This window comes from Mixta mediterraneensis, assembly GCF_014946725.1.
In the GTDB taxonomy this organism is placed as follows: Bacteria; Pseudomonadota; Gammaproteobacteria; order Enterobacterales; family Enterobacteriaceae; genus Pantoea; species Pantoea mediterraneensis.
The window spans coordinates 1-22298 of sequence record NZ_JACFXY010000019.1 but is presented as its reverse complement, the minus strand read 5'-3'; the positions used below and the strand labels follow the sequence as shown (position 1 = coordinate 22298).

The window sequence follows — 22298 nt, the reverse complement described above, 5'->3', positions numbered from 1 at the left end:
GAAAAATTAACGACGCGGGTTGAACGGAATGCGGGTACGGTCAGTGACGGCAGGATACTCCGGAATAAATCGAACAAGCGTCACCCACAGACAGAACAGCGGCAGGCCCCAGCTCAGTATCGTGATGCACTGCCACTGCCAGCGAACCACCACCTCATGAACCACCGCCAGCAGGTCCGGAATCGTTGATGCCACCCGCTCCGGCATCTGTTCGAGATAAAACAGCAGCAGTCCGCCATAGGCCATAAGCAAGAGAATGCAGCCCATCACCCACCACAGCAGACAGCGGACGGTCAGCGCCATGACGTGCAACGCCGCTCCGGGGCCCGTGTAGTGAAATTGCATCGCCCGCCATCCTGCTCTGACTCCTGTCCATAAAATTTTCATCGCATCGACTCCTGCATTCCTGCCTGTATCTGGTCCTTCATGGCACCCACCGAGTCCCCGAGATTGAGGTTGCGCAGCGCTTCTTTGGTGATAGTGATTACATTACCGATCGCTTTTTCCTGGGAAGATACAGCGGGCTTCTTCTCCTTCTTCACATCGGCATACTGCAGCTGGAAACCTTCCTGGAAGACGACCGAAACCTGCACACCGGCACCGACCGGGATAACCGGGTGGTACTGTTCAGCGCGTTTGATGAAGTAATCTGAGAGGGTTTTGCCTGCCTGTGACGTACCACCACCGAACCCGGCGCGAGCAACATCGCCACCGCTGACGGTATTCGCTGCACCAAGGCCAACGCTGGTTGAGCCGACGTTCGATATGGCGCTGCCCATTGCATCGATGGCACCACCGGCAAAGGCATAGCCGACAATTTTGCCGTTGCGGATGACCGGCTCGGCCCGGATGCCATTTTTCCCCATAAAGGAGACGTGTCCTTTGAAGGGCTGGTCGATAACGTGACCATGAACACGGCAGGACAGACGGTCGGTACGCAGTAGCGCGCGCTCACTGGAGATATCACCGTAAGCGGCTGCGGTTACAAAGCAGCCCCGCAGGTCATATTCCCCGTCGTTCGGTAAAATCACCTTTCCGGTCAGGCGGAACTGCATCGGTGATGAGGCGCTTTCACCCGTGACAGAGGCGTTAGCATCCGCCCCCTCAATCACCGTCGCCCCGACAAAACTCCCCGACGGAATATACGGCAGCGCCGGCGCATCATCCTTTTTTTCGCCGTAATCGATACTCATGGTGGACAGCCCCTGATTCAGCTGTGGAGCGATATTCACCGTCGTCTGATTGCCGGGAACGCCCGGGTAAAAGGCGGTTGGCGGTGGGACCGCGCCTGAACCGCCACCGACAGGCAGGGTGCCGGCTGGCGCTCCCGGACCAGGCGACGCATGACCGCTGCCGCTATCGCCTGCCTGGTTCATGGCATCAATCTGCGTCTGCAGCAGTTTGATATCATCATCCTGTGACTGAATTTTCCCCCGGTAGGCCTTGTTTTCACTGGCGAGTTTATTGAGCTGATTCTCGAAGCTGGCCAGCTTTTTATCGGCTTGATTCGCGGTATGCTGCAGGTCAGCCACCGCCGTATCGCTGACTTTTTTACCGAAGGTACTGGAGGTCACCGCGCCGGTCATATCCGGTACCGGTTTTTTTGCCTGGCTCTTACCGGGGGATACCTTTGATGGTGCACCGATATACCAGGCGACACCGCCGATAGCGCTTAATCCCAGCGCCACGGCGATCAGCACCGCCATCTGCTTGCGACGGGTCAGCACGTTAATGTTAGCCATTAGCCTGCCCCTCCCCGTCGTTGCTGACCGTGACCCACACCTGCGTATCGGTACCAGGCATCAGCGTGGTACTGAACGGAAACACCATCACTGCACGTACGCCAGGTGCCTGAAACAGTCGTTCAGGTATAGCCAGCACACTGGCACCACGATTACGCACCGTCAGGCGATAGAGCCGAAGCCCACCACCGCTCCACATTTGTTGAGGCGTCACCGACAACCAGCCCGGCAGGGAAAATGTCGGTACCGCCACGACAGGTGCTTCGGTAAACCCTTTCGGTACGCCGCCGCTCAGTACCGCCTGCTGGACAGAGATCAGGGTGCGAACATACGGCTGCGACTGCTCCCAGCGCCGCGCATCATCATGCTGTACCGGACGGCTGGAGATAAACTGCAGCACCCGGCCATCCCGTTTCTGCGGGACACCAATAACAGAAACGGTCAGCCCTCCTTCCGTGCGGACATAGAAGGTGAACGGGGTAGTCTGGGCGGTCATCAGCTGCACACCGCCGTTAGCCTGCCCCAGCGCCTTGTTGTCATTAAGAAACATCCCCTGCGCACTGTCCACGGCGATAATCTTATCGCCGGGCACAACCAGCAGATTCGGATTAGTGTTGCTGAGCGCGACCCGGACCTGGCTGTCCGGCGAAACCGGTATCTTTGTCGGTAGTGCGGCCACCGGCTCTGCCAGTACGTTGCCACTCAGACAGAGCAGACTGGCCAGCAATGCAAGACGGTGCCTGCCATGCCTGTTATTTTTTCTTTTCATCCACCTGCTCCCTGAAATCCTGAATGGTGGTAATACCCCGGTGATAGCGCAGTGTCATCCGGATAGTTTTGTCTTCCGGCAGCTGCTTACGATTGCCTATCCACTGCTGTACCGTCCCGTGAATATCCACAATCCCCGAAGCCGGGTACGTGTCGAAGCCGGACAGATAAAAGGCGGTCGTCACGTTATTGTCGATAACGCGCTGCGCCTCGCTGGCCAGCACTTCCTGCATGGCGGGACGCTCTTCGTTATCAAAGAAGCGCAGCAGCGCTTTGTGATTGGCCTTCACCGATTCCGGTGACACGTTGTAGCGCAGGAAGACCAGTGACTCGGCGGTTTGCTCCAGATAGTTCGCATCCATCCGGTTGCGCGTCAGGGTGAACGGGGTATCAAACCCCATCGGGATATAGGTCTCTTCACGGCTGTTAATCAGCGTATCGAGTCGCAACCAGGCCACCAGGTTGCCGGCGAGGCTCAGCCCAAAGAACACCAGAAGCAGCAGAAAGATGAGTGATGTGTAGCGGGCCGACAGGCGCTTTGCCTTCAGGTCCATGGGAATACCTCCTGATCATCAACGCAGCCACAGCCGGAATGACGAATCGGGAATGACTTTGTACATGCCTTTGAAGAGTGAAGACGGGAGGTACCAGTAGCAGGCGTTAAGCAGCCAGTCGGTCCCTCTCCCCTTTTTGAAATACTTCAGACAGAACCAGAGCAGAACGGCAATGACCAGACCGGTAACGTACTTACCGGTATAAAAGCCCCATCCCATCGGTGCGAACAGGGCTATTGTCTCATCCATCGGTAGTCCGATGGGCCGTGTCTGCTCTGTCAGTGTCTGAGGAAACATGAAGCGCGAAGCGCGTTCCTCATCCATTGACTAGTCTCCGTGCCGATCAGCCCCCGGAGCGGGCAGAAATGATGGAGAAGATGATTTTGGTAATCACGATAAACACCGGGATGAGCAGGAAGGTCGCCGGGTTATGTGATTTGAGGTACAGCAGGAAGACCAGCACCACTTCCGCGATCATGAAGTAGTACATCATGGTGGAGCCTTCACCAAAGGTATCAGTCGCATCCTGTTTGCCCGCCGCCGTCAGGTCTTCGGCATGCGCCATACCGCGTGCCGCCAGAAATAATGCCAGCGGCATTGCAACATACTTAAACAGTGTTTTAGCCGTTCTATTATTCAACTTCGCAGGCACCGATTTCGCCGCAGAGACCATGCGGGACAGCCCCCCTTTATTCTCACCTCTACGGGGGAGATCCCCCCCGGTGTTAATAACTGAAATATCAGCCATGTTCTTTCCTTAAATAAATGAGTAAAACTTCAGGCAAAAATGCCCGCGCTACACCCGTAGAACAGATGTAGTGCGGGGATATTTATTTTGAGATAATCAGAAGGTGAAATTCAGACACGCTACCGCCCTTGGATATAAGTCCAATAACCTAAACATTATGAATATAGAAACAGAGACGTTGACTTTACTAAATATCAGAAAAGTCATATCCTGCTACAGAAAAAACAGCCGCAATCAAAAATAATAAAAAAAGAGGTTTGCATTACTAATTATTAAAAGATTGAATCAAAAAAAATATAAACAACAAACCTCGCAATTCATTATTTTATAATTATTTCATTTTTCCCTGGTATGGCAAAATATTTTAGAATTTCGAACATATTTCTTTTACAAAAGCGTCAACGATTGAAAAGGTTGAGACACTAAAAAAATTACGCATGCGCACAAGTGAGTGATTAATTTCACCTGACTGTACCCCTCATTGCTTTTGCCCCTCTAAAAAACAGAAATCATTAACAATATGAAAGTGAATATACCAAACAAACAACGCCAATAAAAACAAAAATTTTGTTATTTACAAAATTGCTTGTTAAATATATGATTTCATTGACAAAATAAAGGTTTTTTGTATTCTTGCTTAGGACAACAACTAACATCGGTCGTACGATAGTAATGGATACACTTGCAGAAAGATTAAAGTACGCGCTATATCTGCTTGGCTTAAATCAGGCCGAAGCAGCCAAAATCTCAGGAATTTCGCAACAGTCCATTAACTACATTATAAAAAACAACTTAAATGCATCACGCCTTTCAAGTAAAATCGCTGATGGACTCAATATAAATTCAGAGTGGCTGATAAATGGAAAAGGAGAAATGAATTCACCAAAAATATATAAAATCCCACTCATTTTTGATTACCTGTCACTTCAACTCTATATGAATGACAGGAAGATAGATAAAGAAACCGCATATTTGTTAACTCACAGATTCATAAGTGCTAAACCATTCGCTGTAAAAACCGAAATTAATAAGTTATGTATATGTAAAAAACTTTCTGATGAAGACTCAGAAAACCTGATAGACGACTATTTGTGTTATGATGAAAAAGGCATGGTTATTATTAAATCTCATATGCTCGATCTCAAAGACAGAAATAGTATTTATAAAATAGTTGAATGGCGGGAATATGATATCGAGATTTAATGATTTTATAGGATATGTCACAGATAACATCAGAACAGGAAGATACCTTCACACTGTTGTCATAGATTCTTTTGTTGTGGAAAAAAACATGAAAATCTACGTTTTATATCATACCAATAGATATGATATAAATACCAGCCTTGAACTTGAAGAATTCTACTCCACCTATTATGAAAATCTGAACAGAGATCAGTTGAAAATCTGTACAACAGCTTTAAAATTGAGGGAAGTATATTTCTCTCTATCAAAACATGAAGAAGCAACCAAGGATCTTATCTATAAGATGATCAAAAAGGAACTTATAGAATATGAACAACATTCAGCATAATACACTTAAACTTGTTATACTGATATCTTTAATTATTAGCTTGTCTATTACTTCGCATATTATATGTTTTTACTTGATATACTTAGGGAGCATTCCAATAATACCTTCCACAATAACTTATATGTTAGTATTAGCTTTAATGGATTATCTTGCTGTTAATTTTAATCGGAAAATTGTTTTTGGAACTATCGTAATGGAAAGCCTTTCGAATGCTATACTATTGACGACATTAAAAATTATAATATTTTTTTCTTCATTTAATCATCACACATCGCTAACAGTAATTGAAGATTTGGTTAATAAATTCGGAAGTATGTATGTGGCCAATCTTATCGGAAGCATGATTGCTTTTGTTATAAACTTTTTTATCTTCAGTTATCTTTATAAAGCAAAATCCTTTCTTACTTCAAGTATTTTATCTTCGTTAATTATGCTTTTAATATATACTCCAATTACAGATTTAATAGCATTTAAAGACTTACCAATCGTAAACATAATTGAAATTATCGGCACGAACATAATCAGCAATATAATTTTCTTTATCTTTTGGTCTGCAATATTGTCAACGCAAATAAAAAAGGAGATGCAATATGCTTAAAATAACAGGACTGGGCCACATAAACGTGGTTGTTGAAAGCATAACCGAGGGTATTAATTATTATAAAAACTTGTTCGAATGCACACCATTACAGATATTCCCTCACTTCAGGAATAAAGGATTTTCTTTTTCAGCTGGTTTTGTGGAAAACAGTGAAGACATTGATGTTACAATTTGCTTCGTGCAAATACCAGAAACAGATATCACTTTGGAACTGATGGAATATCATACACCAAAAGGTAATTATAATAGGACTCAAAAAAAAACCAATGATATCGGAAATGTTGGACATATATGTTTGAAGGTTAAAAATATAGATTATGCTTTTGAACACATAAAAACCATACCTGATACAAAATTAATATCTTCTCATGATGATTATCACCCTCATAAAATATCACCGATTAATGTTACCTCATTTACTTTTTTCGATGAATCTAAAAATAACAATACTATCGAAAAACAAACTGTGTGCAATATAATAAAAGAAATAAGATATTTTTATTTTATAGACAAATATGGTATTCAATGGGAATTTGAAGAGGGGCATGATGATATAGGACAGTAACATTATACCCCTACCATTACGGGGGCCATACAGGGGGGGCTCTGACCCCCCCCCTGTATGAGCGATTACTTATTGTCTATCACAGAACCTTATCTTGTATTTAAAATACATCGCAAAAAGCCATACTTACAAAACTAATTAATCATATTTAGTAGATGTTTTTCCTAAAGTAAAATCACAGAGATCATTCCTTAGCACTATTGTTAGTTTGCTTCCATAAACAGGAACACCTACTCTCTGTTAAGTACCGTTCTGACCCGCAAGTCTGTTTTCTCTTTTAGTGCGTCGGTCAATTTACCGTAATTGTTACGGCTGTCAGATATTATCTCCTGCAAAGAAAACATCAGCGCCAGTATCTCCTGTGACGCCATTCTTGATTTTACAACCTCTTCAAAAAGAGATCTTTGAAATACATCTTCACCGGCTTCTGCATCAGACGCCTTTTTATTCTTTGCATTAAGATATACTCGCATCCCCAGTTCCAGCATTTCGGAACAAACACTGGAGATATTAGCATCAGAAGCTGTCGCCCCTTCTTCTCTTCTCATATCGACAATCTGTCGAATCCCGTCTATCGTCTTTTGCTTCAAATAAACATTTTGCCGTGGCATGACTTTATTTCCCTCTTGCCCTGACAGCACCACACTGGCACTGTTTAAAAATAGCCTCAATAAATATTCAGCACTATTGCAGTGCTAACTGGCCATAATCAGGCACTACAATGCCACACATTTAGCGGCACCGCAATGTGTGGCATTCATAGTAATTGCATGATTATTCTCATTTAGCACTACATTAGCCACAATAGAGCCACAAACAGGCGACATTACGGCACTATGGCAGTGTCCTTCTGTGCGATAAAACACTAATTTGCATTCATAATCCAATCGTAAATACATGATTTAAGTATATAATCCTGCAAAATGAAATTTTGCGTGGGGTGTGAGACAGAACTACCGGAGAAGCATATTAGCACAGGCATCCATAGAGTAATTCTCGGCCATATTTGGCTTGCCTGAGATCAGGTAATAATGCGATCATCAGGGCATCTAAAACACATCACAGGGAAATAATAGTGAGGAATCTACTTCTGGCAGCATTACTCCTGATAGCCGCTCAGAATGCTAATGCAGATTGTTTTGATATGGCGGGCAGAGATTATCATATAGATCCAGATCTGCTTCGGGCAATCTCCTGGAATGAATCGAACTTCCGCACAGACGTTAAAGGCTACAATCCTGTTTCGGGCTTTGGCTCCGGACTTATGCAGGTGGACTCCCAGCACTTTAACGAACTGGCTCGTTATGGAATAAAACCGGAGCACCTTATTTCCGACCCATGTATGAATATCTACACCGGGGCTTACTATCTTGCAATTGCATTCAAAAAGTGGGGAGTCAGCTGGCAGGCCGTGGGTGCTTATAATGCAGGTTTCAGGAAAACAGAAGAACAGGCGCAGAGAAGATATGTCTATGCCAGAAAAATTGAGGCAACATATCGGGCGATAAAGAATAATAAAAATGCAACGCAGACTCTTGCAAAACAGTAAAAAGACCTCAACACGAGGTCTTTTTTATCCATGCGGTCTTTAACTCATCAATCAATAGCCTGGTAGATTAAATGTGCTTCAGGGTGTTTTATGATACTGATATAGTCTTTCAGTGCATCCTGACGAGCGACGAGGTGTTTACAGACTTTCGAGTATTCAGGCCCCATATCTGCGACCTGCCATGACAACCAGTTCATTATCATCAGCGTGGCAATAATTCCGGCAGCATCAGCACTGACCTCTGCTTCAAAGTAATTACCAGGAATAACCATGTTATAGCGCTGTTCACCTTCCGGTGCGATATATCCTGTTTGCGCGGTTGTGAATCTGACACAGTTCGGAGCCACGTTTCCTCCGGTGCCCTGCGGAATAATCCAGTAACGCCAGAAACCACCATCATAATCTGAATGCTGACGTAACCAGCTGGCAATCATGTTATCAGCAGAAGGCGTAAAAAAGAGCGCAGGAATAAAATCCAGACGTTCATCACCATCTGTAACAGAGTAGCGCTGGCGTTTATCGACTTTAAATTGTTCGGCTGATTCACGAGTGGCGGTTTTGACGTTTAATGTGTGCATTCTGGTTTCTCCTCATTGGGTTATTACATCGTTCGACTTCATCACTGAGCGGCGAAGGGCAATGAGCAGCTGACAGTAAGGAAATAAAGGGGCGCGCAGCGTTTATATACCCCTTTATTTCCTTACTGGCTGATGCTAAAAGCAGCCCTCCGCGAACTGATGAAATCGGGCGATAGTCACACCAGGAGAATGCACACATCCCGGAACGGAAAATCGGCGCAAGACGAATTTCCGTTCCGGGCATCAGAGTGGGGGTAATTTATTACCGCCACGGTGAAAGCGGCGCATCCTTTCAGGATGCTGAAGCGTGAATTTGAATTTGCGTCAGGATGGAAGCCCGAAGGGCGGAGACGGTTTACCGGCTCCGTTCACGACAGCCGTGTCCCTTAAGGGACGACGCCCGGAAAAGAAACATTTATATCCATATCAGTGAAAGAAAAATAAAGATCATCGCCAGCAGGAGAATGAGGAATATTAACCACCTGACCAAAAGACAGGAAGTTCAGACTACCACGCGCCGGAATAATGCAGGCAGCGCGTCAGCGCAGCCTGCTTATTCTGCGCCGCAGGCGCGCGGCCTTTGATGCCACGAAAGGCAGGGTATTCCCCTGCCCTTCAGGCTGGCTATGCGGCTTTATTCAGCCCGCGCAAAAATTCGCGCATGGCACTCACCCGGCGCTGGTCTTCCAGGCGTTTTTCAAAGTTGTTGATATAGTACACGGGCGTGTAGCGAACCCTGTTAAGCTGCATTGTGAGCGTATTGCCCGTGACCACCTCGGCAGGAATACCCAGAAGGGAAAGCTGAATAAACGCCATATCGGCCGCAACAGGATCAATATCGATGCAGCTTCCGAACATATGTTCAGACGGGTTATAGCCCGCCTCCAGCAGATATTCCGCATACGCCACAATCATTCCCGCCGCACCGCTTGCCGGATCGCTGACGGTCACGAATCCCTCACGGCGTATCGTTTCGTCGACGTCCGGCATCAGCAGCCTCGCCAGCAGTGACTGGACGTGATACGGCGTGAAATACTGTCCGTTGCGGTCGTCGCCCAGCTCAAGCTCCATGAAGATCGCGCCGAGAAAGTCGTGGAATTTGGCCTCCAGTGCGCAGACCATCAGGCAGAAAAGCGTATGCAGGTTGCTGATATCGCTCTCGCTGTACTTCGCGCAGATTTTGCGGCTCTGCTCAATATTCTCCGGCGTTCTTATCCGCGCCATATCCAGCTCGCTGGCGGCCAGCGTGATAAAGTCGCTGAACACCTCCCAGCGGCGCAGGCTGCGGGCGGTATCCCTGAACACGCTGATAAACTGGCGGCGGGCCTGGTCGATTGTCATCATCCGGTGCGGTATCGGCTGCGCATTCACGGTGGGCAATACGGGTTTAGCGGGTGTTAAGGGTGCGGCTTCTCTCGCTTGATCAAAGAAGCTGGCAAAACTGAGTTGAGACATAGTTCCTCCTTAAATGCCGCCCCGTAAGAAGCGGCTCAGTTATCAGTTAAATGCCCGCTTCAGTTCGAGCGTGCGTAACACCTGCCCCCACTCACTCCCGCGCATGGCAGGAATACGAACGGCGCGCCCCTTCTTCCGGCAATGCGCTATGTGATTACCCAGCGCCCGCATTTCGGCGCTGATGTCGTCACGGTCAATATCACTGCGTTTAATACGCACCTGTTTTTTTACGGGTGCGTTTTCCGCCTCAAGCATCTGGACATACAGGGCGGTCGGTGTAACAATCGAAACTTCACTGAGTTGCATTGGTTTGTTCCTTTTGGTGAAGGCCGGATTAATCGTTCCTAGGCGTCTAATCCGGCGGGTTAAGGCAGGCGAAAGCCTGCTTTTCTCATTTCTGGCGCTGCACTCCCTCCTTAACGCGTGCCAGAATCTCAGCGTGGTCAAGGTTGCTGTAGTCACGCATCCGGTAATAACGGATACCGATCCGCGCGTAGATTTCGGTCACATTGCCGCAGACCATTTCCGCCAGCATGAAGGTTTCACACTCGCCGTCTTCACTGCTGCGCCAGTTCATCGGGTACATCAGGCCCAGTGCATCATGGAAGGCGTGAACGTCGATTTCGACGGGCGCGGTCAGATATGACTTTTCGCAGCTCAGCCAGTATTCGCGCTCGGCCTCACTGGTCGCGTAAATACCTGCTTCGGCACTGGATTCGGTCAGATTTAAGTGCATGGTTTATCTCCTTCTGGTTAATGGCGTTGATATTTCGCCGTGGTGGTTATTCGTCAAACGTGATGCCGGAAAAATGCGCCATCAGGTGCAGCATGTCGGCAATCCCGTCGACTTTCTGCTGAATAGCTGGCGTGGCTTTCAGGATGCGCGTTACAGCGGTTCTGAGTTCGCCCATATAGCGGTTTGCAGACTCGCACAGCGCCGTTTTGTCTGTATCGCTCTGGTACTTCATCAGGGCTTTACTGACGTGGTTTTGCAGGGTATCAAGCTCGCTGAGCGCGTTTTTCTCCCATGCGTCGAAGCTGAATGTGCTGTTCGTGTTGCTGATGCTCATGATGTTTCCCCGTTGTCACTGGCGGCATCCCCTGCCGCCGTGGGTTATGCTTATGGACGGGCTTCCAGGCGCAACATGGCCTGAGCAAAATTTATGTTGTTACAAAGGTCTTTACGCGCGATGTCCCATGCCTCACGCCCGATAACGCCGTATAAGCGGATGGCATGATCCTGAGCCTGCAACCACGGCTGCACGACATGAAACGACACAAGCGGGTATGAACGTTCCCAGCACAACACGCCTTCCCTGTGAACGTTGTCGCTCATCAGGCTGAGAAGACGCAGGATTTCCTCAGCCTCATCTTTCTGGCTCAGCTGGAGATTCCACACGCCGCAAAGCTCGATCAGGTATGACTTTTGCTCTGCGATAATGTCAATACCGATCGAATTCTGACCCACCCTGCCAAAGTAAAACTGACCCACCCCCTTTGAATCATTCGAGCGTTGTTGCTTTCGTTTTCTTCTGGAGTTGACCGCTTTTCAGCTTATCTTTCAGTCGATAGCTTTGGCCGCTGATTTGGGCGATATGCGCATGGTGAAGCAGCCGATCCAGCATCGCTGCCGTCAGTGTCTCGTCATCACCAAACGTTCCGGACCACTGCGTAAACGGCAGGTTGCTGGTCAGGATCACGCTGCCTGACTCATACCGTTTAGCGACTACCTGGAAGAACAGGTTCGCCTCCATTTTACCGAACGGCAGATATCCCACTTCGTCGATGATCAACAGCTTAGGTTTACCTACGACGCGGTTCAGGTAGCCCTTCAGGTCACCCTGACGATGTGACGCCATCAGTTGCAGCATCATGTCGGCGGCGGTAATGAACCGAATGCTTAAACCCGCCATCGCGGCCTTATAGCCAATGGCGGTCGCCAGGTGCGTTTTGCCGACGCCAGAAGGCCCGAGCAGGACAACGTTCTCCTGACGTTCGATAAATGTCAGACCCGCCAACTCCTGGATCTGACTTCGTGGAACGCCACTGGCATAGGCGTAATCGAACTGCTCCAGTGTTTTTATCACCGGCAGGCCTGATAACCGCAAAATGGTCTGGCGACGCCGTTCGTTCTGGCCATCATGCTGGAGCTGCAAAACGGCTTCCAGGAAGTCGGCATGCGTGCCGCTGTTGTCGATGGTCGCCTGTGCCACACCCGGCCACTCTGCCGGCAGGCGGTCGAGCTTGAGTTGCTCGCAGAGCGCGGCAATACGATCATGTTGAAGGTTCATGCTGGCACCTCGAGCAAGGCCTGGTACGTTGCCAGAGGATGTTGCAGGCTCTCGGTCGGCACCGGACGCTGGCTGAGCGCTGGGACAGGTGCAGGCAATGCCAACGTGACCTTCGGTAACGGCAATAGCGCAGCACGCTCGCGCGGCATGCGCTGCTCAGGCGGTACGCCTGTGGTGCCATGCACTCGTGTGTTCGCGACGGTGACCAGCCACTCGCCGATGCGTGTGTTGGCAGCAGGTACATCCAGTACCAGCCCGGCCTGCCGGAAGGTCGCGGTAAGAGGCACGATAAAGCTGTTCTTGAGGAAATGGTGAAACCGCTCAACCTTTCCCCTGGTCTTGTCGCGATAGGGCCGGCATACCTTGGGAGTAAAGGCATACTTCTTGGCGTCGCGCATCAACTGCGGGTGCGAGCGATGCTTACCGTGGCCTGAGACATCTTGACCAAGGATGATGGCCTTGGCGTTGTCGAACAGCAGCTGATGCGGCGTCCCGCCGAAGAACCTGAGCGCAGACTCAATGCCGTCACACCAGGCAGCGGAGTCCTGGTTGCTGTAAAACTTGACGAAAGTCGCGCGGCTCCAGCCCAGCGTGGCGACAAAGGCCAGCAATGGGTTATGACCGAGTCTGATGATGGTGAAATCAACTTGCATCTGAAAGCCAGGCTCGGTCTCGAAGCGTGTTACCTCTTCAGTGACGGGCTGCTTAATGGGGTGCAGGAAAGCGGTCAGCATGCTGTAACCACCCTCGTAACCACGCTGACGGATCTCGCGCAGCAGCACACTGGCGGGTATCCAGAGGGGCCTGGCAGCGGCCACGCGCTCAAGGATATAGGTCTTGAACGGGTCAAGCTTGCAGGGTCTGGGTGCGCGAGGCTTGTAGCGCATATCCGCTACGGGCAGCGGGCTACGAATATATCTGCGAACGGTCTCACGAGAGCATGAAAGCTGGCGCGCGATGGCGCGTATCGACATGCCCTGACGGTGTAAAACACTAATCTCCACTCTGGTCTCCAATGTCATCATTGGCAGTGCCTTAAAACTGCCATTTTTACCCTAGGTGGGTCAGATTTACATCGGCAGGTGGGCCAGTTTTACATCGGTAGCGACAAACTGGAAGCACCCACAGCGGACTGAACGGCCTGGCCTGCGGATATAACCTGCTGTAAAATGGGGTTATGGACGCATCCCTTCCCGATGAAAACGCCCGGCTCAGGGCGCTGCTGCTGGAGCAGCAGACCACCATCCGCAAAATGGCGGAGTATAACCGCCTGCTCTCACAGCGGGTGGCGGCGTACGCCAGCGAAATCAACCGGCTGAAGGCGCTGATCACTAAGCTTCAGCGCATGCAGTTCGGCAAAAGCTCCGAAAAGCTGCGTGAGAAAACGCAGCGCCAGGTGCGCGAGGCTGAAGAGCGCATCGGCGCCCTGCAGGAGGAGATGGCTGAGGCGCTGGGTGAGCAGCATGACCCGGTGGTTCCGCAACCGCTGCGCCAGTCTTCTGCCCGTAAACCATTACCGGCCACACTCCCCCGCGAAACCCGCACGCTGTCGCCGGCAGAAACCGCCTGCCCGTCGTGCGGCGGAGAGCTCAGCGCGCTGGGCTGCGACGTATCGGAGCAGCTGGAGCTCATCAGCAGCGCCTTTAAGGTTATCGAAACGCAGCGGCCAAAACTGGCCTGCTGTGGATGTGACCACATCGTTCAGGCGACCATGCCGGCAAAGCCCATAGAGCGCAGCGCCGCGGGTCCCGGGCTGCGGGCGCGCATCGTCACGGCAAGGTCCGCAGAGCACACGCCTCACTATCGTCAGTCAGAGATATACCGGCGTCAGTGCGTGGAGCTGAGTCGTGCCACACTGGGGCGCTGGTCCGGTGCGGTCAGCGAACTGCTGGAGCCGCTGTATGACCTGCTGCGCCAGTACGTGCTGATTCCGGGCAAGGTGCATACCGACGATATCCCTGTGCCGGTTCAGGAGCCGGGCAGCGGTAAAACCCGCACGGCCCGGCTGTGGGTCTACGTGCGGGACGACCGTAACGCGGGCTCACCGCTTCCCCCGGCGGTGTGGTTCGCGTACTCGCCGGACCGTAAGGGGATACATCCGCAGCAACACCTTGCCGGATACAGCGGTATCCTGCAGGCCGATGCTTACGGCGGCTACAACCCACTGTACGAAGACGGCCGTATCGCCGAAGCGGCCCGCATGGCGCACGCCCCGCGAAAAATCCATGACGTTCACGTCCGCACACCGACCGACGTCACAACCGAAGCGCTGAAGCGCATCGGTAAACTGTATGCCATCGAGGCGGAGATACGCGGCAGCCCGGCAGAGGAGCGGCTGGCGGTCCGGAAAGAGCAGACGGTCCCGCTGATGCAGTCGCTGTACGACTGGGTACAGGCACAGATGAAGGTGCTGTCGCGCCACTCGGATACGGCGAAGGCGTTCTCGTACCTGCTGAAGCAGTGGGATGCGCTGAACCTGTACTGCAGCAACGGCTGGGCCGAGATAGACAATAACATCGCAGAGAACGCGCTGCGTGGCGTTGCCCTGGGGCGGAAAAACTGGCTGTTCGCGGGTTCAGACGCGGGCGGGGAACGTGCTGCGGTACTGTACTCGCTGATCGGCACCTGCCGGCTTAACGGCGTGGAACCGGAGGCGTGGCTGCGTTACGTCATCGGTCATATCCAGGACTGGCCGGTGAACCGGGTCCGTGATCTGCTGCCCTGGAAGGTCGATCTCACTTTTGTCTGAGCGTCAATACGGTCTGGATGAGACGCTTACTGTTGATGCTGAATGTACACAACCGGAGCGGAGAAAGATGGACAGAGAAATGCTGGCAGAGTGGCTGCGGGATATTGCCCAACATATAGAAGAGGAAAGTCCACTGATTCGTGATGTCAGTGTGGATGATGCCCTTTCCGATGAGGGGCTGGCCAGAAAGATCATCACCATCACGTTCAATGCGCCTGGTCGCGCCCCACAGTCTGAAGAAGACGTCAGCAGCATCCCCCGGCATTAAATAACCTTAAGGTGTTAGCCCCGGGAATTTGCCGGGGTTTGAACATATCTACGACAGAGATCAGTCACGGTGTAGCCAGAAAGAACAAAACTATCAGGCAGGAAAGCGCATCATTATTTATCAAAAAAAATTAATAATATTTTGATAAATTGATAAATTGATAAATTATCAACTATTGCTATTCCGCCGTTCCAGATATTGCTCTAGAGCCTCTCGTATGACAGCACTGGTGTTTTTCGGACCAGAGCCGCTGAGTTTGTTTTCTGCTGACACTCGGGTAATTGCCTGATCAAGCGAGAGAGGAAGAGCAAGACTCCGCTGTACTGTTTTTTCAGTTTTAACGATGACCGCAGGCTCCCCATATTGCTTATCAGCCAGTTTGTCAGCGAGAGCTGCAACCTGAGCATCGGATGGTTTTTTAGCAGACCGTGGTTTTAAAGCCATTTGGAATACACCTCTTCGATAAGTTGCTCCACCTCCTCTATTGCAGTTCTGTTAGTTGCCTCCAAAACAGATTTCCCAAGAGGAACAACATCTCGATAGATTTTTCGTTCACAGTTAATGGCATTAAGAGGAGGTAAGGTTGGGAAATCCTTCAGGTATTCAAGAAATTCTGCACGTTCTTTACCACGCAATACAGGATTAGTAGTCGCCCGTGTCTGGTACATATAGAGGTTTAAATCAGGATTTAGATCCTGCCAAGCCTCCAGTTGGCTTTCAAGCTCTTCCAAAGTGTCCAGATCGAACTGTGAGCATAAATGTGGAGCAATTATTATATCAGCCACAGCTCCCGCATTAGCCAGTTCACGACTATTGCGGCCAGCCACATCGACAATTACGTGATCAAACTTTGCATCGAGCTGACGCAAAGTTTGGCTGATGTTTCCATATTTCTGAATAAGGGTTATGCGAGGTAACAAGTCTGATTCCTCACGAGAAGCATGCCACTTTGCCGCTGATGACTGAAGATCAGCATCCAAAAGGCAAACATCCTTCCCGCGTAATGCCAAGGCAATCGCAATGTTAGTAGCGGTCGTGCTCTTTGACGCACCGCCTTTGTTTGAACCTATAACTGTAATCATAGGGACCTCAAGTGCTAATGGAAGTTATGAGGTCACTCTATCATAAAAAAATAAATTGATAATATAGTTTTTTATCATTTTATCATTTTATCATTTTATCATTTTATCAAAATAATAATCCATAAACACATACCCACTCAGGTCCTGACTCATAGAGTGAGATGGCTGCATTTATGTATACCTCAGCGGGATGTACAAAACCGACCGGTTTCGTACACCACTTACAACATCTGTCCAAAATTTAGTGAAATTAGTTTTGGACATGCCCTATAATTCGAACATCCATTTCGTACAGAAAATTATGCCATGTCACGAGTGTTTGCTTACTGTCGGGTCTCTACGTTTGAACAGACAACGGAAAATCAGCGCAGGGAAATTGAAGCAGCCGGTTTTACCGTTAAACCACAGCGCCTGATTGAGGAACAAATCAGCGGTTCGGTTGCCGCCAGCGAACGGCCTGGTTTTGCCAGGTTACTTGATCGCATGGAAAATGACGATGTGCTGATAGTGACCAAACTTGATCGCCTTGGCCGCGACGCTATGGACGTGCGGAAGACAGTTGAGCAACTGGCGGCGTCCGGCATTCGCGTGCACTGCCTTGCGCTGGGTGGCGTTGACCTCACCAGTGCGGCCGGAAAGATGACCATGCAGGTTATTTCGGCGGTGGCAGAGTTTGAAAAAGACCTGCTGATTGAGCGTACACATTCCGGCCTTGCAAGGGCCAGAGCGGCGGGAAAACGGTTTGGTCGGCCACCGGCGCTGAATCAGGAACAGCGTCAGGCGGCTCTTGAACACCTAAAAGCGGGTGCCAGTATCAGCGCCGTTGCCCGCGAATTTGGTACCTCACGACAAACCATCATGCGCCTGCGTGACGGTGGGGGCAGCGCAGCCCGGTAATATTAGCATCATACCAGTGTTGTCCCGGAGTGACTTTGCACAATTGCCAGTTACGATATTTCGATTAGACTCTTTGTGGTACCTGCAATACTTTTTTTTCTAATGTCACAGGATATTTGCAGGAGCCAGCGCCATGAGTTACGGCGGATGTGTGCTTTTTGCGATATTGACCCTAATTGTATGGACTGTCTGCGACGAATTGCACCATCTGATTGCAGATCTGGGCAGATGGCTGGTGAGCGTTAGTTAGCATCCATCATTTTTTTGTAGAATTAGGGGTAATGTAAAAAGCAAAACAGTACGCAGGCACACTACACTACGATAGCATCATCGGGCAGCCCTGATGCCAGCGCCTGTCTGACTGTCAGGGACACTGACCAGATATTCTGGACGCAGCGGTATTGCCCGGACAGATGTCATTCCTGCTCTTTAAATCGCCCAGCGTCACGCCGTAGGGAGCCGAGCAGCCGGATAAAAGTAAGCAGGCAAGCAGCGCCATTTTTATCCCATATCTGAGAGAAGTTCCCATTATATGCTCCAGTATGATTAGCCATCGTGATTATTGCCCTGCGTGATACCAGATTGGGTGGTTATCAAGACTGCCTGTAATTTTCGCAAACAGTATCGCTCTTTCATCCGCCATTCCACCCTCCTCAAGGTTAAGCCAGGTGAGTGATTCATGGTCTGCTTTCCCCTCACGTGAGGAGTACAGCGCGTGAGTCTCTTTTTTCCGGGGAGACCAGAGCACCGCAATGGATCCTGCTGCGCAGTCATGGGGCTTGCAGCCGGACATCACGATATAACTTTCATCATCCAGCCGGACGTTATACGAGGCTCCGGTCGTTCCGCCATTTTTTACCCATCCTGGCAGGGCTGCTTTATCAGTCAGCTTATGCCATATCACTTTCGTATCATTGCCCGTAGCGAAATCCTGCAGGGTCGGAAGCGGCTGCTTTGCTGCCGCCGTCAGCGAGGCGGCCAGCAGAAGAGGCGTAAAAAAATAAACGTGTTTCATTCACAGATTCTCCATTGCTTAATAGTAATCGTCATCACGCGCCTGTAACGTTGTCACAGGCACGCCGCAAACCGGCACGCCAGCTTTCTGAATAATGTATGACACCTTATATCCTGCGGTGGCGCTCAGACAGCGCGGCGTTCTCCCCGCATAACCCGGCTCTCAGGGATTATTTGCTCACTAACGCTGAAACAAGGCTGGCATAGGCGGCAGCGTAGCCCTCCGGTGTCGTCGCCTTCACGCCGCCATTATCGATAAGGTAACGACCTTTCACATAAACGGATGGTGTGCCGCTGACCCCGAAAGTGCTGACGGCGGCTTCCTGACGGTCCACAAGCGCTCTGACCATCACGCTGTGACGCGTGTTTTCATATTCTCCGGGACTGATACCCGCTTTACTGAAAACGGCCTTGATATCATCCGGGCTGTTGATGGTCCTGTCGCGCTGAACTGCGGTAAACAGCAGAGGCCCGATGTGGTCAGTCACGCCCTTTATCGTAGCAACCGCCCAGGCCTCGCTCAGTTCGGGGCCGAGTTTTCCCATGGCGCTGACGTGATACCGGGTTACGGCGGCTCCTGCTGGCAGAGCCTGGTTTATCGCTTCCACGGCCCGGTACTGTTCATTGAATGCATAGCAGGGGCCGCAATAAAATGAGAAGAACTCAACCACAACGGGTGCATCCGCGACGGGCTGTGAGAGCGTGCTGTACTGCTTAGCTGACGCTCCGGCGCATAATAACAGCGAGGTCAGCAGTGCAGCTGATAACCAGGAATACTTCATCTTTACCTTTTTTATATGAAGTGCGTGCATGTCGTACCTGTAACAGGCGCGCCTGTTGTATCACCACCGAGATAAATGAACGTTATATGTCGCTCATTTCCGGCCATTCAGTTTTTCTGACTCCGCTCTGGCTTCATCCAGCATTCTGGTGAAGCCGGGGTTGCTGTGCAGTGCAGCAACCACTGCGGCGCCCATCAACCTCCCGGCATCCACGTCGCTCTGCCAGTGCGCACCGCAGACAACCCGGCTCTCACCAAAATCATAGCCACGTCGGAGTATTTCTGTCTCGCGCTGAGGATTGATTTCTGACAGCACCAGCGCAACGGCCCAGCCAAAGGAAGCGTGACCGGAAGGATAGGAGCCGGTTGTGGCCATTTTTTTATCTTTTTGAGGCGTACAGGTCGCATCCTTATAGATGACAAACGGGCGCACCCTTTTATAGTGCTCTTTGGCACTGCGCATGGCGTAATCGTGACTGTCCTGGAGCACCTGCGCCAGCAACTGATACAGCACCGGCGTATGTTTTTCTGAGATGTCCATACCATAAGCTGCTGAAAACGCCTCGCCAAAGTTCTTATAGTCAGCATCTTCGCTGGCAAGGCGTACTCTGTCATCATTTCGCAATACTCTGCCCGACTCATAGCGCGCCTTGTCAGCCAGGAAGGCAACGGAATCCTCTGCCGGTGGGGGAGGCAGTATCGCCAGACTGTCTGGCGAGGACTGGGCCGTCAGAAAACCGGGAGCCTTCAGGGCATTCGACGGGGAAGAAAACATTACGCCGGTGGTGGCAACGGTCAGTAACAGGGCCTGTAATTTCATCTCAATATCCTTATATGTCAGACCAGAAAATCCTGGTGATGATATCCCCATACTCATTTCATAAACAATGTGTTATCGAACGATAACCTCAATCGCATGCCTGACCCAGAAGTTTTTATCCCAGGGCTGACCGTACTGTAGTTTTATGGTTCTGTCGCATTAACAGAGCAGAGTCAGCAAACGTTGTGCTGCCGATATTTTAGGCAGCCAACAAATAAAATTGTTCCGCTGGTGACAATCTGTCGCCGGCGGGATGCTGAAGTTGTCCTTTGCGTATCATCTGTAACAACTCGATGCCTGCTAACAACGTCTGCGCCCGGCGGAACGACTTGAATCCCAGCATCGGCCGTATTCGTCGTTTGATATTCCGGTGATCCTGCTCAACCAGGTTGTTCAGGTACTTGCTCTGCCTGATGGTCATCCTTTCTTCTTCTGGTTTGTTGGCGTTAAGTGTGGTCAGGGCGGCCGTGTTGGCGCCACTTTTATCGATAGTCACTACCTCGGGTTCGCCATGATGACGAATGGCCTTGCGAAAGAAACGCAACGCAGCGGCAGCGTCGCGTCTGGCGGTCAGCAGGAAGTCGACGGTTTGACCTGCAGTATCTACCGCGCGGTACAGATATTTCCACTGGCCTTTGATTTTGATGTAGGTTTCGTCCATGCGCCACCGCCGACCCACGGTGCGCTTATGCCGACGAAACGCCTTATCCAGCAACGGCACCAGACGGATAACCCAGCGGTGAAGCGTCGAATGGTCAACAATAATGCCGCGCTCGACCATCATTTCTTCGAGATTGCGCAGGCTAAGGGCATAAGCCAGATACCAGCGAACGCATTGAGCAATAACATCGAGGGGATAGTGCAGGCGTTTGAAGGCTTTTCGTATCAGAGGCATGAGCAGGCAACATCATTAAAAAAAACAGCATGTTACCCGACGCCGCCTTAATGCGACAGAACCGTCAGAATTTATTCTGGCTCAGCGGGCCGGATGGCAAGCGAAGCGCGGCAGTAAGGGTCTATCGCACCATTAAAAGACTTTAAAAAGCACCACTAAAGAGCTATCCTTGAATCAAATCACGCAACAGGAGCCACCATGACTTATCAAATCCTGACAAATATCGCAGCCAGCATCACCGATCTGAAACGCAATCCGATGGGCACCGTCGCGGAGGGGGAAGGTAATGCCGTCGCTATCCTTAACCGTAATGAACCGGCATTTTACTGTGTTCCCCCGGAGCTTTATGCTTATTACCGCGACCTTGCCGAGGATGCGCAGCTTAACGCGGTTGCAGACGAACGCATGGAAAATCCGGATATCGTGAGCGTAAACCTCAATGACTTATAAACTTTCATTTGACAGACGCGCCCTGAAGGAATGGGAAAAGCTGGGTCATACCATTCGTGAGCAGTTCAAAAAAAAACTGGCCGAGCGGTTGCATGACCCGCATATCCCATCGGCCAGACTGAGCGGAAGAACTAACCGGTATAAAATTAAACTGCGTTCATCCGGCTACAGGCTGGTTTATGAGGTTATCGACGATCAAATCCTTCTGCTGGTTGTCGCCGTAGGCAAGCGAAACGACAGCGAGGTATATCATCAGGCCGACATGCGCTGAGCGGGTTAAAACCCTGGTGCAAAATCGGTTGCCACAAGAAGGAACTGTGAGGCTAAATCCTCCTGGGAGTGGAAACCATACGCCAGCGGCTGATAAGCCTCCGTGCGGGGGTTCACCAGAAAAAGCGCGGGGTAATGGGTAATATGCATAGCCTCCGTCTGTCCGTTGTCAGGCCGTGACCCCGGCAGTTCCGGCACAATTTTGCCATCCACTGACACATAGATAAGATTGATGCCGTACTCCATGACGAACGAGCGCACAACCACGCCCATCAGCACATCCACCGGCTCTTTCCCCCGGTAGAAATAAATGAATCGCCACAGGTTTAACAGACATCTCAGAGTCATTTAAAATGGCTTAAAGAGAGGTGCACATGAGCAGTAAGCGTTATCCTGAAGAGTTTAAAATTGAAGCAGTCAAACAGGTTGTTGATCGTGGCCATTCTGTTTCCAGTGTCGCAAAACGTCTCGATATCACTACCCACAGTCTTTATGCCTGGATAAAGAAATACGGGCCGGACTCTTCCATCAACAAAGAGCAGTCAGATGCTCAGGCCGAGATCCGCCGACTCCAGAAGGAGCTGAAGCGGGTTACTGACGAACGGGACATATTAAAAAAAGCCGCGGCGTACTTCGCAAAGCTGTCCGACTGAGGTACGCCTTTATCCGTGACAACTCCTGTTGTTGGCC

The 22298-nt window shown here is 50.4% G+C and carries 32 protein-coding genes and 1 pseudogene; 11 read left to right on the top strand and 22 right to left on the bottom strand.

Features of this window, described 5'->3' with window-relative positions:
- Nucleotides 1–6 precede the first annotated feature (6 nt).
- Genes H2P46_RS21210 through H2P46_RS21185 form a run of 6 tightly spaced genes read right to left on the bottom strand, consistent with a single transcriptional unit; the run spans nucleotide 7 to nucleotide 3812 of the window.
- Nucleotides 7–387 (bottom strand): hypothetical protein, encoded by a 381-nt coding sequence (locus H2P46_RS21210; protein WP_193406770.1) that lies wholly within the window; start codon nucleotides 385–387, stop codon nucleotides 7–9.
- Nucleotides 384–1742, bottom strand: coding sequence for a TrbI/VirB10 family protein (locus tag H2P46_RS21205; RefSeq protein ID WP_193406769.1), 1359 nt, complete (start codon nucleotides 1740–1742; stop codon nucleotides 384–386). Before H2P46_RS21205 ends, H2P46_RS21210 begins: the two co-directional genes overlap by 4 nt.
- A complete protein-coding gene (gene traK / locus H2P46_RS21200; RefSeq protein WP_193406768.1) occupies nucleotides 1735–2511 on the bottom strand; it encodes a type-F conjugative transfer system secretin TraK in 777 nt (258 codons plus the stop codon). Before traK ends, H2P46_RS21205 begins: the two co-directional genes overlap by 8 nt.
- Complete coding sequence (gene traE, locus H2P46_RS21195) at nucleotides 2495–3064, bottom strand: type IV conjugative transfer system protein TraE (RefSeq protein WP_193406767.1); 570 nt, start codon at nucleotides 3062–3064, stop codon at nucleotides 2495–2497. Before traE ends, traK begins: the two co-directional genes overlap by 17 nt.
- Nucleotides 3065–3082: 18 nt before the next feature.
- Nucleotides 3083–3388: a type IV conjugative transfer system protein TraL gene (gene traL / locus H2P46_RS21190; protein WP_017694217.1), complete on the bottom strand. Its 306-nt coding sequence runs from the start codon at nucleotides 3386–3388 to the stop codon at nucleotides 3083–3085.
- A gap of 19 nt (nucleotides 3389–3407) precedes the next feature.
- Nucleotides 3408–3812, bottom strand: a complete 405-nt coding sequence (locus H2P46_RS21185) for a type IV conjugative transfer system pilin TraA (protein WP_193406766.1) — start codon at nucleotides 3810–3812, stop codon at nucleotides 3408–3410.
- A gap of 672 nt (nucleotides 3813–4484) precedes the next feature.
- On the opposite strand from H2P46_RS21185, the gene H2P46_RS21180 reads away from it, so the two are divergent.
- The 4 genes from H2P46_RS21180 (at nucleotide 4485) to H2P46_RS21165 (ending at nucleotide 6509) form a co-directional block, all read left to right on the top strand.
- Nucleotides 4485–5015, top strand: a complete 531-nt coding sequence (locus H2P46_RS21180) for a helix-turn-helix domain-containing protein (RefSeq protein WP_193406765.1) — start codon at nucleotides 4485–4487, stop codon at nucleotides 5013–5015.
- Nucleotides 4999–5343 (top strand): hypothetical protein, encoded by a 345-nt coding sequence (locus H2P46_RS21175; protein ID WP_193406764.1) that lies wholly within the window; start codon nucleotides 4999–5001, stop codon nucleotides 5341–5343. The genes H2P46_RS21180 and H2P46_RS21175 overlap by 17 nt, the downstream gene beginning before the upstream one ends.
- Nucleotides 5344–5464: 121 nt before the next feature.
- Nucleotides 5465–5941, top strand: coding sequence for a hypothetical protein (locus H2P46_RS21170; protein ID WP_193406763.1), 477 nt, complete (start codon nucleotides 5465–5467; stop codon nucleotides 5939–5941).
- Entirely contained in the window at nucleotides 5934–6509 is a 576-nt protein-coding gene (locus H2P46_RS21165; RefSeq protein WP_193406762.1) for a VOC family protein, read from the top strand. Before H2P46_RS21170 ends, H2P46_RS21165 begins: the two co-directional genes overlap by 8 nt.
- Nucleotides 6510–6739: 230 nt before the next feature.
- On the opposite strand, the gene H2P46_RS21160 is transcribed toward H2P46_RS21165, so the two are convergent.
- On the bottom strand, nucleotides 6740–7150 hold the full coding sequence (locus H2P46_RS21160; protein WP_338103673.1) for a relaxosome protein TraM: 411 nt from the start codon (nucleotides 7148–7150) through the stop codon (nucleotides 6740–6742).
- Nucleotides 7151–7584: 434 nt separating this feature from the next.
- Between H2P46_RS21160 and H2P46_RS21155 the strand changes: the two genes are divergently transcribed.
- A complete protein-coding gene (locus H2P46_RS21155; protein ID WP_193406761.1) occupies nucleotides 7585–8058 on the top strand; it encodes a transglycosylase SLT domain-containing protein in 474 nt (157 codons plus the stop codon).
- Between the two features lie 47 nt (nucleotides 8059–8105).
- Here H2P46_RS21155 and H2P46_RS21150 read toward each other — a convergent pair whose 3' ends face one another.
- From H2P46_RS21150 to istA, 8 genes are all read right to left on the bottom strand, one after another.
- Nucleotides 8106–8636, bottom strand: a complete 531-nt coding sequence (locus H2P46_RS21150; RefSeq protein ID WP_193406760.1) for an antirestriction protein — start codon at nucleotides 8634–8636, stop codon at nucleotides 8106–8108.
- A gap of 624 nt (nucleotides 8637–9260) precedes the next feature.
- Nucleotides 9261–9977: an N-6 DNA methylase gene (locus H2P46_RS21145; RefSeq protein ID WP_369702115.1), complete on the bottom strand. Its 717-nt coding sequence runs from the start codon at nucleotides 9975–9977 to the stop codon at nucleotides 9261–9263.
- Nucleotides 9978–10133: 156 nt separating this feature from the next.
- Nucleotides 10134–10397 (bottom strand): hypothetical protein, encoded by a 264-nt coding sequence (locus H2P46_RS21140; RefSeq protein WP_193406759.1) that lies wholly within the window; start codon nucleotides 10395–10397, stop codon nucleotides 10134–10136.
- A gap of 85 nt (nucleotides 10398–10482) precedes the next feature.
- On the bottom strand, nucleotides 10483–10827 hold the full coding sequence (locus H2P46_RS21135) for a hypothetical protein (RefSeq protein WP_193406758.1): 345 nt from the start codon (nucleotides 10825–10827) through the stop codon (nucleotides 10483–10485).
- A 46-nt stretch (nucleotides 10828–10873) separates the two neighbouring features.
- Nucleotides 10874–11161 carry a hypothetical protein gene (locus tag H2P46_RS21130; RefSeq protein WP_193406757.1) on the bottom strand — a complete coding sequence of 96 codons (288 nt, stop codon included), beginning with the start codon at nucleotides 11159–11161 and terminating at the stop codon, nucleotides 10874–10876.
- 50 nt (nucleotides 11162–11211) lie between these two features.
- Nucleotides 11212–11559, bottom strand: a complete 348-nt coding sequence (locus H2P46_RS21125; protein ID WP_338103672.1) for an ammonia monooxygenase — start codon at nucleotides 11557–11559, stop codon at nucleotides 11212–11214.
- Nucleotides 11560–11593: 34 nt separating this feature from the next.
- Entirely contained in the window at nucleotides 11594–12382 is a 789-nt protein-coding gene (gene istB / locus H2P46_RS21120) for an IS21-like element helper ATPase IstB (protein ID WP_193403211.1), read from the bottom strand.
- Entirely contained in the window at nucleotides 12379–13407 is a 1029-nt protein-coding gene (gene istA, locus H2P46_RS21115) for an IS21 family transposase (RefSeq protein ID WP_193406756.1), read from the bottom strand. Before istA ends, istB begins: the two co-directional genes overlap by 4 nt.
- Before the next feature lie 152 nt (nucleotides 13408–13559).
- Between istA and tnpC the strand changes: the two genes are divergently transcribed.
- Together tnpC and H2P46_RS21105 are read left to right on the top strand one after the other, a co-directional pair.
- A complete protein-coding gene (tnpC, locus tag H2P46_RS21110; RefSeq protein WP_193406755.1) occupies nucleotides 13560–15131 on the top strand; it encodes an IS66 family transposase in 1572 nt (523 codons plus the stop codon).
- Nucleotides 15132–15198: 67 nt separating this feature from the next.
- On the top strand, nucleotides 15199–15399 hold the full coding sequence (locus H2P46_RS21105) for a hypothetical protein (RefSeq protein WP_193406754.1): 201 nt from the start codon (nucleotides 15199–15201) through the stop codon (nucleotides 15397–15399).
- Between the two features lie 168 nt (nucleotides 15400–15567).
- Here H2P46_RS21105 and H2P46_RS21100 read toward each other — a convergent pair whose 3' ends face one another.
- Both H2P46_RS21100 and H2P46_RS21095 read right to left on the bottom strand, forming a co-directional pair.
- On the bottom strand, nucleotides 15568–15843 hold the full coding sequence (locus tag H2P46_RS21100) for a hypothetical protein (RefSeq protein ID WP_139569857.1): 276 nt from the start codon (nucleotides 15841–15843) through the stop codon (nucleotides 15568–15570).
- Nucleotides 15834–16481: a division plane positioning ATPase MipZ gene (locus H2P46_RS21095; protein ID WP_139569858.1), complete on the bottom strand. Its 648-nt coding sequence runs from the start codon at nucleotides 16479–16481 to the stop codon at nucleotides 15834–15836. The genes H2P46_RS21100 and H2P46_RS21095 overlap by 10 nt, the downstream gene beginning before the upstream one ends.
- Nucleotides 16482–16787: 306 nt before the next feature.
- Between H2P46_RS21095 and H2P46_RS21090 the strand changes: the two genes are divergently transcribed.
- Nucleotides 16788–17378, top strand: a complete 591-nt coding sequence (locus H2P46_RS21090; protein WP_193406753.1) for a recombinase family protein — start codon at nucleotides 16788–16790, stop codon at nucleotides 17376–17378.
- A gap of 559 nt (nucleotides 17379–17937) precedes the next feature.
- Here the strand turns inward: H2P46_RS21090 and H2P46_RS21085 are convergent.
- The 4 genes from H2P46_RS21085 to H2P46_RS21070 all read right to left on the bottom strand — a co-directional run bounded on the left by H2P46_RS21085 (nucleotide 17938) and on the right by H2P46_RS21070 (nucleotide 20888).
- A complete protein-coding gene (locus tag H2P46_RS21085; RefSeq protein ID WP_193406752.1) occupies nucleotides 17938–18393 on the bottom strand; it encodes an Ivy family c-type lysozyme inhibitor in 456 nt (151 codons plus the stop codon).
- A 169-nt stretch (nucleotides 18394–18562) separates the two neighbouring features.
- Complete coding sequence (locus H2P46_RS21080) at nucleotides 18563–19174, bottom strand: DsbA family protein (protein WP_238939061.1); 612 nt, start codon at nucleotides 19172–19174, stop codon at nucleotides 18563–18565.
- Nucleotides 19175–19267: 93 nt separating this feature from the next.
- A complete protein-coding gene (locus H2P46_RS21075) occupies nucleotides 19268–19993 on the bottom strand; it encodes an acid phosphatase (protein ID WP_193406750.1) in 726 nt (241 codons plus the stop codon).
- A 199-nt stretch (nucleotides 19994–20192) separates the two neighbouring features.
- Nucleotides 20193–20888 carry an IS6 family transposase gene (locus H2P46_RS21070; protein WP_193405569.1) on the bottom strand — a complete coding sequence of 232 codons (696 nt, stop codon included), beginning with the start codon at nucleotides 20886–20888 and terminating at the stop codon, nucleotides 20193–20195.
- A gap of 198 nt (nucleotides 20889–21086) precedes the next feature.
- On the opposite strand from H2P46_RS21070, the gene H2P46_RS21065 reads away from it, so the two are divergent.
- Both H2P46_RS21065 and H2P46_RS21060 read left to right on the top strand, forming a co-directional pair.
- Complete coding sequence (locus tag H2P46_RS21065) at nucleotides 21087–21338, top strand: type II toxin-antitoxin system Phd/YefM family antitoxin (protein ID WP_193406749.1); 252 nt, start codon at nucleotides 21087–21089, stop codon at nucleotides 21336–21338.
- On the top strand, nucleotides 21328–21609 hold the full coding sequence (locus H2P46_RS21060; protein WP_193406748.1) for a type II toxin-antitoxin system RelE family toxin: 282 nt from the start codon (nucleotides 21328–21330) through the stop codon (nucleotides 21607–21609). Before H2P46_RS21065 ends, H2P46_RS21060 begins: the two co-directional genes overlap by 11 nt.
- Nucleotides 21610–21614: 5 nt before the next feature.
- On the opposite strand, the gene traF is transcribed toward H2P46_RS21060, so the two are convergent.
- The gene (gene traF, locus H2P46_RS21055; protein WP_193406747.1) at nucleotides 21615–21956 is read right to left on the bottom strand and encodes a conjugal transfer protein TraF; all 342 of its coding nucleotides are present in this window, start codon (nucleotides 21954–21956) and stop codon (nucleotides 21615–21617) included.
- A 26-nt stretch (nucleotides 21957–21982) separates the two neighbouring features.
- On the opposite strand from traF, the pseudogene H2P46_RS21050 reads away from it, so the two are divergent.
- Nucleotides 21983–22298: pseudogene (locus H2P46_RS21050) on the top strand (transposase); the annotation flags it as partial.

Coding starts and splice junctions, on each gene's coding strand:
- H2P46_RS21210 (WP_193406770.1), bottom strand. CDS start 387: ATGAAAATTTTATGGACAGGAGTCAGAGCAGGATGGCGGGCGATGCAA.
- H2P46_RS21205 (WP_193406769.1), bottom strand. CDS start 1,742: ATGGCTAACATTAACGTGCTGACCCGTCGCAAGCAGATGGCGGTGCTG.
- traK (WP_193406768.1), bottom strand. CDS start 2,511: ATGAAAAGAAAAAATAACAGGCATGGCAGGCACCGTCTTGCATTGCTG.
- traE (WP_193406767.1), bottom strand. CDS start 3,064: ATGGACCTGAAGGCAAAGCGCCTGTCGGCCCGCTACACATCACTCATC.
- traL (WP_017694217.1), bottom strand. CDS start 3,388: ATGGATGAGGAACGCGCTTCGCGCTTCATGTTTCCTCAGACACTGACA.
- H2P46_RS21185 (WP_193406766.1), bottom strand. CDS start 3,812: ATGGCTGATATTTCAGTTATTAACACCGGGGGGGATCTCCCCCGTAGA.
- H2P46_RS21180 (WP_193406765.1), top strand. CDS start 4,485: ATGGATACACTTGCAGAAAGATTAAAGTACGCGCTATATCTGCTTGGC.
- H2P46_RS21175 (WP_193406764.1), top strand. CDS start 4,999: ATGATATCGAGATTTAATGATTTTATAGGATATGTCACAGATAACATC.
- H2P46_RS21170 (WP_193406763.1), top strand. CDS start 5,465: ATGTTAGTATTAGCTTTAATGGATTATCTTGCTGTTAATTTTAATCGG.
- H2P46_RS21165 (WP_193406762.1), top strand. CDS start 5,934: ATGCTTAAAATAACAGGACTGGGCCACATAAACGTGGTTGTTGAAAGC.
- H2P46_RS21150 (WP_193406760.1), bottom strand. CDS start 8,636: ATGCACACATTAAACGTCAAAACCGCCACTCGTGAATCAGCCGAACAA.
- H2P46_RS21145 (WP_369702115.1), bottom strand. CDS start 9,977: ATGACAATCGACCAGGCCCGCCGCCAGTTTATCAGCGTGTTCAGGGAT.
- H2P46_RS21140 (WP_193406759.1), bottom strand. CDS start 10,397: ATGCAACTCAGTGAAGTTTCGATTGTTACACCGACCGCCCTGTATGTC.
- H2P46_RS21135 (WP_193406758.1), bottom strand. CDS start 10,827: ATGCACTTAAATCTGACCGAATCCAGTGCCGAAGCAGGTATTTACGCG.
- H2P46_RS21130 (WP_193406757.1), bottom strand. CDS start 11,161: ATGAGCATCAGCAACACGAACAGCACATTCAGCTTCGACGCATGGGAG.
- istB (WP_193403211.1), bottom strand. CDS start 12,382: ATGAACCTTCAACATGATCGTATTGCCGCGCTCTGCGAGCAACTCAAG.
- istA (WP_193406756.1), bottom strand. CDS start 13,407: ATGATGACATTGGAGACCAGAGTGGAGATTAGTGTTTTACACCGTCAG.
- tnpC (WP_193406755.1), top strand. CDS start 13,560: ATGGACGCATCCCTTCCCGATGAAAACGCCCGGCTCAGGGCGCTGCTG.
- H2P46_RS21105 (WP_193406754.1), top strand. CDS start 15,199: ATGGACAGAGAAATGCTGGCAGAGTGGCTGCGGGATATTGCCCAACAT.
- H2P46_RS21100 (WP_139569857.1), bottom strand. CDS start 15,843: ATGGCTTTAAAACCACGGTCTGCTAAAAAACCATCCGATGCTCAGGTT.
- H2P46_RS21095 (WP_139569858.1), bottom strand. CDS start 16,481: ATGATTACAGTTATAGGTTCAAACAAAGGCGGTGCGTCAAAGAGCACG.
- H2P46_RS21090 (WP_193406753.1), top strand. CDS start 16,788: ATGTCACGAGTGTTTGCTTACTGTCGGGTCTCTACGTTTGAACAGACA.
- H2P46_RS21085 (WP_193406752.1), bottom strand. CDS start 18,393: ATGAAACACGTTTATTTTTTTACGCCTCTTCTGCTGGCCGCCTCGCTG.
- H2P46_RS21080 (WP_238939061.1), bottom strand. CDS start 19,174: ATGAAGTATTCCTGGTTATCAGCTGCACTGCTGACCTCGCTGTTATTA.
- H2P46_RS21075 (WP_193406750.1), bottom strand. CDS start 19,993: ATGAAATTACAGGCCCTGTTACTGACCGTTGCCACCACCGGCGTAATG.
- H2P46_RS21070 (WP_193405569.1), bottom strand. CDS start 20,888: ATGCCTCTGATACGAAAAGCCTTCAAACGCCTGCACTATCCCCTCGAT.
- H2P46_RS21065 (WP_193406749.1), top strand. CDS start 21,087: ATGACTTATCAAATCCTGACAAATATCGCAGCCAGCATCACCGATCTG.
- H2P46_RS21060 (WP_193406748.1), top strand. CDS start 21,328: ATGACTTATAAACTTTCATTTGACAGACGCGCCCTGAAGGAATGGGAA.
- traF (WP_193406747.1), bottom strand. CDS start 21,956: ATGACTCTGAGATGTCTGTTAAACCTGTGGCGATTCATTTATTTCTAC.